The following is a 445-nucleotide window of genomic DNA, read 5'->3' as shown; positions in this document are numbered from 1 at the left end:
ACTCTATATAGTCTGGTAACCATAGCCAAGAGGTCACACCTGTTCCCATGCCGAACACAGAAGTTAAGCTCTTGAACGCCGATGGTAGTTGGGACTTTGTCCCTGTGAGAGTAGGACGTTGCCAGGCGACTTTAAAGGCCCTAGCCTTACTGAGGCTAGTCTTTTTTTGTCTTCACTTCTTTTCTATAAGGAAGTGAAAAAAACTTGCTTTTTTAATAGAAAGCTAGTAATATATAAAGACGTCATCATAATTGAGATGTTAAATGGATAAAAAACATAAACATTTTTAAAAAAGTTATTGACTTAACTTTTAAATGATGATAACATAGTAAGAGTCGCTAACAACGACACAAGAAAGATTGACCTTTGAAAACTGAACAAAATACGTCAACGTTAATTCTATTTTATTTTTAAAACAACGTTTCTTATTAGAAACAAAAAGCTA

At 33.9% G+C, this 445-nt stretch carries 1 rRNA gene; it reads left to right on the top strand.

The annotated features are described in order from the left end of the window. Positions 1 to 11: 11 nt before the first annotated feature. Positions 12 to 127: ribosomal RNA gene (gene rrf / locus ACK3CR_RS27040) — 5S ribosomal RNA — on the top strand. Positions 128 to 445: the final 318 nt, after the last annotated feature.

This window comes from Priestia sp. TRM10 (genome assembly GCF_057808375.1).
The sequence above is the reverse complement of the archived record's forward strand: the minus strand, read 5'-3'. Positions and strand labels throughout refer to the sequence as shown.